Raw genomic sequence first — 7318 nt, 5'->3', positions numbered from 1 at the left:
CCAACCTGGTCGAGGGCATCAACAACAAGATCAAGGTCATCAAGCGCATGGCCTACGGCTTCCGCGATGACGCCTACTTCTTCCTCAAGATCCGGGCGGCCTTCCCCGGAGTTGGGTGAAGAACCAATAAAAAGTCCTGCATCGCCCCCAATACCGCATTGAAGGGGGATTGCGAGGCGCTGCGCGCCTCGCGCCACCCGCTTCGCGGGCGGTCGAACCGAGGGGTTCGAACCAGGCCCCCTCACCGGATGCAAATAAAAAGGCCCCGCGAGGGGGCCTTTTTATTTGCATCTGGCGGAGAGGGGGGGATTCGAACCCCCGAGGCGCTATAAACGCCTGCCTGATTTCGAGTCAGGTACATTCAACCACTCTGCCACCTCTCCGGTGGCCCGGCCGCGGCCGGGGCGGGAATGATACGTGGCCCGGCGCGCGCGGACAAGCCAAGGATGCACAGGCGCATCGGACAGCCGAACCTTGCCGGGGGCGCTGCCGGCCGGGATGATTGCACGCTACTCCAGCGCCTCGGGGATTCCCGCGCCCAATGATCGAATTCGGACACCTCACCCACCCCGGCCTGCGCCGGGCGTTGAACGAGGACACATACTACGGCGACAGCGAGCTGGGGCTGTGGCTGGTGGCCGATGGCATGGGTGGGCACGCCTGCGGCGAGGTGGCAAGCGCGCTGGCGCGCGAGGCGATCGTGCGCGAGGTGCGCCAGGGCACGCCGCTGGCGCAGGCGCTGCGGGTGGCCGACGAGGAGATCATCCGCGCCTCGCGCCGGCGCAACGACGCCCTGCCCATGGGTACCACCGCCGTGGTCCTGCGGGTCCAGGGCGACCGCTTCGAGGTGGCCTGGATCGGCGACAGCCGCGCCTACCTGTGGCGCGACGGGCGCCTGGCCCAGCTCAGCCAGGACCACAGCTACGTGCAGGAACTGATTGCCCAGGGCAGCCTCACGCCCGAGGAGGCACGCAGCCATCCGCAGCGCAGCGCGGTCACCCAGGCCCTGGGCGTGACCGACCCGGCGCACCTGAAGGTCGCCACGATGTCCGGCGAACTGCGCCCGGGAATGCAGATCCTGCTCTGCAGCGACGGCCTGACCGAGGAAGTCGACGACGCGCGCATGGCCGAGGTCCTGTCCTGGCAGGACTGCAGCGCGCAGGAATGCGTGGACGTGCTGGTCGCCGCGGCGCTGGATGGCGGCGGTTCGGACAACGTCACCGTGGTGCTGGTGCGCTGCCACTGAGCCGGCTCAGGCCGGCTGCAGCTCCGGCTCGGGCTCCGGCAGCGGCTCGTACTGGTCCCACAGCGCGCGACCGGCCTTCTTGCGCAGGTGCGCCAGGCGTCGTGCGTGCGCTTCCAGTTCCGCCGGCTGGGCGCTGATGCGCGGACGCTCGCCGGACACCGGTCCGAAACTGACTGCGGCCACCGCCGGCCCCCTGGCTGCGGTCTCGACCTCGGCAAAGCCGATCTCCTCCTGGCCGGAAGTCAGCGCGATATAGACGTCGGCGAGGATCTGGGCGTCGAGCAGCGCGCCGTGCAGCTGGCGATGCGAGTTGTCCACGCCCAGCCGCTTGCACAATGCATCCAGGGAGTTGCGCTGCCCGGGGAAGCGTTCGCGCGCCAGCAGCAGGGTGTCGACCACACTGCAGCGGTCGGTGATGCGGCCGAAATGCGCGCCGCAGCGCGACAGCTCGTAGTCGAGGAAGCCCAGGTCGAACGCCGCGTTGTGGATGATCAGCTCGGCGCCGTCGATGTACTCGAGGAATTCCTCGACGATCTCCTCGAAGGCCGGCTTGTCGGCCAGGAACTCCAGGGTCAGGCCGGTGACTTCCTGGGCGCCAGCCTCGAACTCGCAGTCCGGCTTGAGGTAGCGGTGGAAGTTGCGCCCGCTCGGGCGGCGCTCCAGCAGTTCCACGCAGCCGATCTCGACCACGCGGTTGCCCTTCTTCCACTCCAGGCCGGTGGTTTCGGTATCGAGGATGATCTGGCGCATCGGCGCAAGTTTACCGCGCCGCGGCCCGCGCCTGCTGGGACGCGGCGCGCGCGATCGCGTCCACGCGCTCGTTGTCCGGGTCGCCATTGTGGCCCTTGACCCAGCGCCACTCGATCTTGTGGCGCTGGCAGGCCGCGTGCAGGCGCTCCCACAGGTCGCGGTTCTTGACCGGGTCGCCCCCGGCGGTCTTCCAGCCGCGGCGCACCCAGCCGGGCATCCACTCGGTGATGCCCTGGCGCACGTACTGCGAATCGGTGAACAACACCACCTCGCACGGCTCGGTCAGCGCCTCCAGGGCACTGATGGCAGCCATCAGCTCCATCCGGTTGTTGGTGGTGTCCGGCTCGCCGCCGGACAGCTCGCGCTCGTGCGCCTTGTAGCGCAGCAGCGCGCCCCAGCCTCCGGGCCCCGGATTGCCGGAGCAGGCGCCGTCGGTATGGATCTCGATCTTCTTCATCTGGTTCCTGTGGTCACGCCGCGGGCGCGGTGCCCGGCTGTCTCCAGCCTGCCGGCACCGGCCCCACCGGCGCGAGCGCGCGCTTTTCGAATTCCAGCACGCACCCGGCGCGCAACGATGCCGTGCCCCCGGCGGGATTGCCAGCACTTTCGCGCGGGAACCAGCGCGGCCCGACGCAACGCGGCGGCGCCGCGGCGACCAGGCCGAGGGCCTGCAGGCGCCGGATCCAGGACGTGAGCGGGCGCGCGGCCAGGCCGGCCGGCCCTGCACGCAGGCGGTAGGGACTGCAGGGATTGAACGTGCACAGCCACAGCCGTCCGCCCTCCAGCAGGACCCGCTCGCACTCCTCCAGCAGCGGCTGCAGCCCGGGCGAGGGCGCGTGCTGCACCACCACGTTGGCGATGCAGCCGCTGGCCACGGGCAGGGGCAGGCCGCAGCGCAGGCTGCCCAGGTAGGCGCCCGTGCCGCCGTGCAGGAGCAGGCCGCGCGCGGGCGGCGGCGTCCAGTCGGCCGGGGCCTCCGGGCACAGCCAGAGCCATGGCTGGACCGGCCGTTCAGCCAGGCGCTGCAGCACCCAGCGGCGCTCCGCCGCCAGCAGGAGCCGCCCCTGCGGGGCGCTGAACCAGGCCGGGGCACCGGGTTGACGGCGGGTGTCGGGCGCAGGCATGGTCCCGATTCTATGCGACCGACCCCGCTGCCGGCATTGCAGGACAACTATGTCTGGGCCCTGGGTGCAGGCAAGGCGCTCGTGGTCGATCCCGGCGCGGCCGAACCGGTGTTCGCCGCCGCGGAACGGGGCCTGGTGCCGGCCGCGATCCTCCTGACCCACCACCACGCCGACCATTGCGCCGGGGTCCCGGAGCTGCTGGAGCGCTGGCCCGGCGTCCCGGTGGTCGGCCCCGACGACCCCCGCATCCCGTTCGCCAGCGAGCGTGCCGGGGACGGCGACCGGCTGCAGCTGGGCGGCCATGCGATCCGGGTGATCGGCGTGCCCGGCCATACCCGCAGCCACATCGCCTACCTGGTCGAGGGGGCGCTGTTCTGCGGCGACACCCTGTTCAGCCTCGGCTGCGGGCGGACGTTCGAGGGCGAAGCGGTGCAGATGCACGAATCGCTGCAGCGCCTGGCCGCCCTCCCGGGCGACACCCTGGTCTGCTGCGGCCACGAATACACGCTTTCCAATGCCGCTTTCGCCCTGGCCGTGGAACCGGGCAACCGTGCGCTGGCACGACGCCAGGCTGAGGCCACTGCGCTGCGCCAGGCCGGCCAGCCCACGGTCCCGGTCGCCCTGTCGACCGAACTGGACACCAATCCCTTCCTGCGTTGCGGGGAACCTGCCGTCCGCGAGGCCGCCGCGCGCCGCTTGGGACACGCCCCGCGCAACGACGCGGAGTGTTTCGGCGCACTGCGCGCCTGGAAGGACGGGTTCGCCGCATGAGGCGCGCCTGGCCGGTCGCGCTGGTGGCCTTCTCCTGCGTGGCATTCGCGCAGGAGGCGCCGTCTCCCGCCCCCGGGCCGCAGGCCGCACCGATCGACGGCGATATCCCGGGCGAATCCGCCGACGCGCCGCCTTCCGCGCCGACCGGGGCTGAAACCGGCGAAGCGGAGGCCGCGGCCATGCCCGAGGGCATGCGCAGCGGGCGCGACATCTACCAGGCGTTCCGCGACGGACTGGCCGAGCCGGCGTGCGGGTCCGGCACGACCCGCTACGAACAGCATTTCCGGCACGCGCCGGCGCGCCTGGCCGATCCGGACAGCGACGTGCTGCCGCTGTTCGGCCACGTGGTCGATGCGCTGCGCCAGGCGCACCTGCCCACCGAATACGCGCTCATCCCGTTCGTGGAAAGCGGCTACGCGCCGGGTGCCCGCAGCGCAAGCGGGCCAGCCGGACTGTGGCAGTTCGTAAGCCACACCGCGCGCCACCACGGCGTGCCCGTGCACAAGGACTACGACGGCCGCCTGTCGCCGGCCGAATCCACCCGCGCCGCGGTGGAGTACCTGCGCAAGCTCAACGGCATGCTGGGCGGCAACTGGCGGCTGACCGCGATGGCCTACAACGCCGGCGAGTCGCGCGTGCTGCAGGCCTTGCGCCGCAGTGGCAACGTCGCGCTCGAAGCCACGCCGGGCTCGCTGCAGGGGCTGTCCCCCATCACCTATGCCTACGTGGACAAGCTCCACGCGCTGGCCTGCGTACTGAGCCGCGCCGGCGACGAGCCGGAATGGATGGACCGCCTGGACCGGCCGGTATTGGCCCTTGAAGCGCGCCAGCTGGAAGGCGCCAGCAAGCTCGATACCTGGGCACTGGGCAACGGCCAGGACGCGGCAGTGCTGCGGCGCCTGAACCCTGCGCTGGCGCAGCGCTGGACCACCGCGCCGCTGGCCCTGGTCCCGGCGATCACGCCGCCACCGGCGACGGCCCTGGACGCGGTGCGTGCCACCGCCGCGTCCGCGGATGCGGACGCGGGCGCCACCCCGGCCCCGGCCACGGGACGCGTGCACGTCGTCCGCCGCGGCGAGTCCGTCTGGGCCATCGCCCGCCGCCACGGCGTGGCGGTACGCCGGCTGCTGGAACTCAACGACCTCGCCGCCGACAGCGTCCTGCGGCCGGGCATGAAGCTGCGCATCGACTGAGCCGGTTCCACCGCGGTTCCCGGACCCGCAAAAGGAAAGGGCGCGGACCTCGCGGTTCCGCGCCCCTGTCCCCGACGCCAGCCGGTCAGAGCTGGCTTTCTTCGACCTGCACCTTGAACTGGCCGCGGATGCGGCGGACGTAGTCCTCGGCGGCGGCCGCACCTTCGAGCTGGGCGAACTGCTGGCGCAGCAGCTTGCGCTGCTCCTGCGGCAGTTCCTCCGGCTTGCCCGGGTGCACCGCGTTGACCGCAAACACGGCCTGGCGACCGCCCGGCAGCGCGAAGCGACCGAACGAGGGCTTGCCCTCCTCCGGCGCCGGAGCGGCGAAGATCGCGCGGTTGGCTTCCGGCGACGGCGCCGGGGCGCCGCGCGGCAGGCCGCTCAGCGGCATCAGCTGGGCATCGGCGCCTGCCACCGCGGCCAGGGCCTCGCCCGCGCGCAGGCGCTCCAGCGCGGCTTCGGCGGCGGCGACGGCGGCCTTGGCGCGACGGTCGGCCCGCACCGCGGCCTCGACCTCGGAGCGCACCTCGGCCAGCGGACGCGCCGCGGCAGGCTCGTGCTCGAGCACGCGGATCAGCACGCTGTGCTGCGGCCCGATCTCGATGGGATCGCTGGCGGTGCCGTCCTCGATCAGCATCTCGGAGAACGCGGCGCGCTTGACCTCCGGCGAGGCGGCGATGCCGATGGTGTCCTCGCGACTGAACGGCCCCAGCGTGCGGACCTCCAGGCCCAGCTCGCGCGCGGCCGGCTCCAGCGACGACGGGTTCTGGTAGACCAGGTCGGTCAGGCGGCCGGTGAGGTCGCTGAAGGCGCGTTCGCGATCGGCCTGCGCCTGCTCGCGGGCGAGCTCGTCGCGCACCTCCTCGAACGGCCGGGCCGAACCGGCCTGCACCTCGCGCAGCTGCAGCACGTGCCAACCGAAATCGGTCTTCACCGGACCGCGCACCTCGCCCGGCTGCATCGCGAACAGCGCCTGCTCGAACGGGGCGACCATCATGCCCTGCTCCACCCAGCCCAGGTCGCCGCCGGCATCGCGCGAGCCCGGATCCTCCGAATGCTCGCGCGCCAGCGCGGCGAAATCGGCGCCCGGAGCGGCGGCCTGCCTGGCCAGTTCGGCGGCCTTGCGCTCGGCGGCGGCGGCATCGCCACCGTCCTCGACGCGCACGAGGATGTGGGAGGCCAGGCGGCGCTCGGGCTCGCCGAAGCGCGCCTTCTCGTCCTCATAGCGCTTGCGCAGCGCGGCCTCGGCCGGGGCCGAAGGAGCCGGCAGCTGCTGCGCAGTCACCTCCACGTATTCGATGGTCACCCGCTCGGGGCGCATGAAGTCGGCGGCATGCGCCTGGTGCCAGGCTTGCGCGTCGGCGTCGCTCACCGGCGCGGTGTCCTCGGGGACCTCCGGGAGCAGGGCCAGCTCCACGTCGCGGGTCTCGCCCGAAAGGCGCAGCAGCCGGTCGAGCTCGACGTCGGTCACGAAGGCCGACGCGCCGATGCCCATCGGCAGCAGCGACTGGCGCAGCGACTGGCGGACCAGCTCGTCGAACTGGCGCGGGGTGCGCGCCGGCACCTGCGAGGCCAGCACCGCCTGGTAGCGCGCCCTGTCGAACTTGCCTTCGACCTGGAAGGCAGGGATCGATTCGATGTACTCGCGCACCGCGGCATCGGAGACCACCACGCCAGCGCGGTCGGCGGCCAGCAGCAGCGCCTTCTCGTCCACCAGCTGGTCCAGGACACGACGCTTGTTCTCGATGCCCTCGAACTCGCGCGGATCGAACGCCTCGCCCTGCTCCTGCCGCGCCTGCATGCGCGCCTGTTCGAAGCGCTGGCGGAACTCGTCGCCGCTGACTTCCTGGTGCTCCCACAGCAGCGAGACCGGCCAGAACGCGGGCGCGGACCGCCACCACGACGGCGGCGCCTTGACCTGGGCGACGTTGTTGGCGCCGATGCCGCCAAGGTAGCTCTGGTCGACGACGAAGAGGAACGGAATCATCAGCAGGCCGATGATGACCGTGGCGACCCATCCCGATGACCGATCGCGGAGTTTCTGCAGCATTGTTAGCCCGGTTAGGTAAGCGGCGAATGTAAGCCGCGCAGTGTAACCCGGCCCGGCACGCTGCGGACCGGCCACCGCCATGGGACCCGGCTGCGGTGTCGAAGCCGCATAGCCGCCATGCGCCTGCCGTTGCGTCCGCGATTTGAGGCCGTGCCACGCGCGTGCACGCGATGGCGCAGCGCCG

At 71.9% G+C, this 7318-nt stretch carries 8 protein-coding genes and 1 tRNA gene; 4 read left to right on the top strand and 5 right to left on the bottom strand.

The features are described 5' to 3' along the window. A partial coding sequence (locus CSC68_RS06660) for a transposase (protein ID WP_162202733.1) occupies window positions 1-119 on the top strand: 119 nt, incomplete at its 5' end. Window positions 120-292: 173 nt separating this feature from the next. Here the strand turns inward: CSC68_RS06660 and CSC68_RS06655 are convergent. Beyond that, window positions 293-383, bottom strand: a tRNA-Ser gene (locus tag CSC68_RS06655). Between the two features lie 158 nt (window positions 384-541). Between CSC68_RS06655 and CSC68_RS06650 the strand changes: the two genes are divergently transcribed. After that, the gene (locus CSC68_RS06650; protein ID WP_162202732.1) at window positions 542-1246 is read left to right on the top strand and encodes a PP2C family protein-serine/threonine phosphatase; all 705 of its coding nucleotides are present in this window, start codon (window positions 542-544) and stop codon (window positions 1244-1246) included. Between the two features lie 6 nt (window positions 1247-1252). Here CSC68_RS06650 and dnaQ read toward each other — a convergent pair whose 3' ends face one another. From dnaQ to CSC68_RS06635, 3 genes are read right to left on the bottom strand one after another with little or no spacing between them, the layout of a single operon-like run. Continuing rightward, on the bottom strand, window positions 1253-1996 hold the full coding sequence (gene dnaQ / locus CSC68_RS06645) for a DNA polymerase III subunit epsilon (protein WP_162202731.1): 744 nt from the start codon (window positions 1994-1996) through the stop codon (window positions 1253-1255). 10 nt (window positions 1997-2006) lie between these two features. Then, on the bottom strand, window positions 2007-2453 hold the full coding sequence (gene rnhA / locus CSC68_RS06640; protein WP_162202730.1) for a ribonuclease HI: 447 nt from the start codon (window positions 2451-2453) through the stop codon (window positions 2007-2009). A gap of 13 nt (window positions 2454-2466) precedes the next feature. Beyond that, entirely contained in the window at window positions 2467-3120 is a 654-nt protein-coding gene (locus CSC68_RS06635; protein ID WP_162202729.1) for a hypothetical protein, read from the bottom strand. A 12-nt stretch (window positions 3121-3132) separates the two neighbouring features. On the opposite strand from CSC68_RS06635, the gene gloB reads away from it, so the two are divergent. Further along, a complete protein-coding gene (gloB, locus tag CSC68_RS06630; protein ID WP_162202728.1) occupies window positions 3133-3891 on the top strand; it encodes a hydroxyacylglutathione hydrolase in 759 nt (252 codons plus the stop codon). Beyond that, entirely contained in the window at window positions 3888-5084 is a 1197-nt protein-coding gene (locus CSC68_RS06625; RefSeq protein ID WP_162202727.1) for a lytic transglycosylase domain-containing protein, read from the top strand. Before gloB ends, CSC68_RS06625 begins: the two co-directional genes overlap by 4 nt. 85 nt (window positions 5085-5169) lie before the next feature. On the opposite strand, the gene CSC68_RS06620 is transcribed toward CSC68_RS06625, so the two are convergent. Beyond that, window positions 5170-7134 carry a peptidyl-prolyl cis-trans isomerase gene (locus CSC68_RS06620; RefSeq protein WP_162202726.1) on the bottom strand — a complete coding sequence of 655 codons (1965 nt, stop codon included), beginning with the start codon at window positions 7132-7134 and terminating at the stop codon, window positions 5170-5172. Window positions 7135-7318 lie beyond the last annotated feature (184 nt).

It is taken from the genome of Pseudoxanthomonas suwonensis, assembly GCF_010093235.1.
GTDB lineage: Bacteria > Pseudomonadota > Gammaproteobacteria > Xanthomonadales > Xanthomonadaceae > Pseudoxanthomonas > Pseudoxanthomonas suwonensis.
The sequence above is the reverse complement of the archived record's forward strand: the minus strand, read 5'-3'. Positions and strand labels throughout refer to the sequence as shown.

What these genes read in the sequence shown, in the direction of transcription:
- CSC68_RS06620 (WP_162202726.1), bottom strand. Translation starts at nt 7,134, where the DNA reads ATGCTGCAGAAACTCCGCGATCGGTCATCGGGATGGGTCGCCACGGTC.
- rnhA (WP_162202730.1), bottom strand. Translation starts at nt 2,453, where the DNA reads ATGAAGAAGATCGAGATCCATACCGACGGCGCCTGCTCCGGCAATCCG.
- CSC68_RS06650 (WP_162202732.1), top strand. Translation starts at nt 542, where the DNA reads ATGATCGAATTCGGACACCTCACCCACCCCGGCCTGCGCCGGGCGTTG.
- gloB (WP_162202728.1), top strand. Translation starts at nt 3,133, where the DNA reads ATGCGACCGACCCCGCTGCCGGCATTGCAGGACAACTATGTCTGGGCC.
- dnaQ (WP_162202731.1), bottom strand. Translation starts at nt 1,996, where the DNA reads ATGCGCCAGATCATCCTCGATACCGAAACCACCGGCCTGGAGTGGAAG.
- CSC68_RS06635 (WP_162202729.1), bottom strand. Translation starts at nt 3,120, where the DNA reads ATGCCTGCGCCCGACACCCGCCGTCAACCCGGTGCCCCGGCCTGGTTC.
- CSC68_RS06625 (WP_162202727.1), top strand. Translation starts at nt 3,888, where the DNA reads ATGAGGCGCGCCTGGCCGGTCGCGCTGGTGGCCTTCTCCTGCGTGGCA.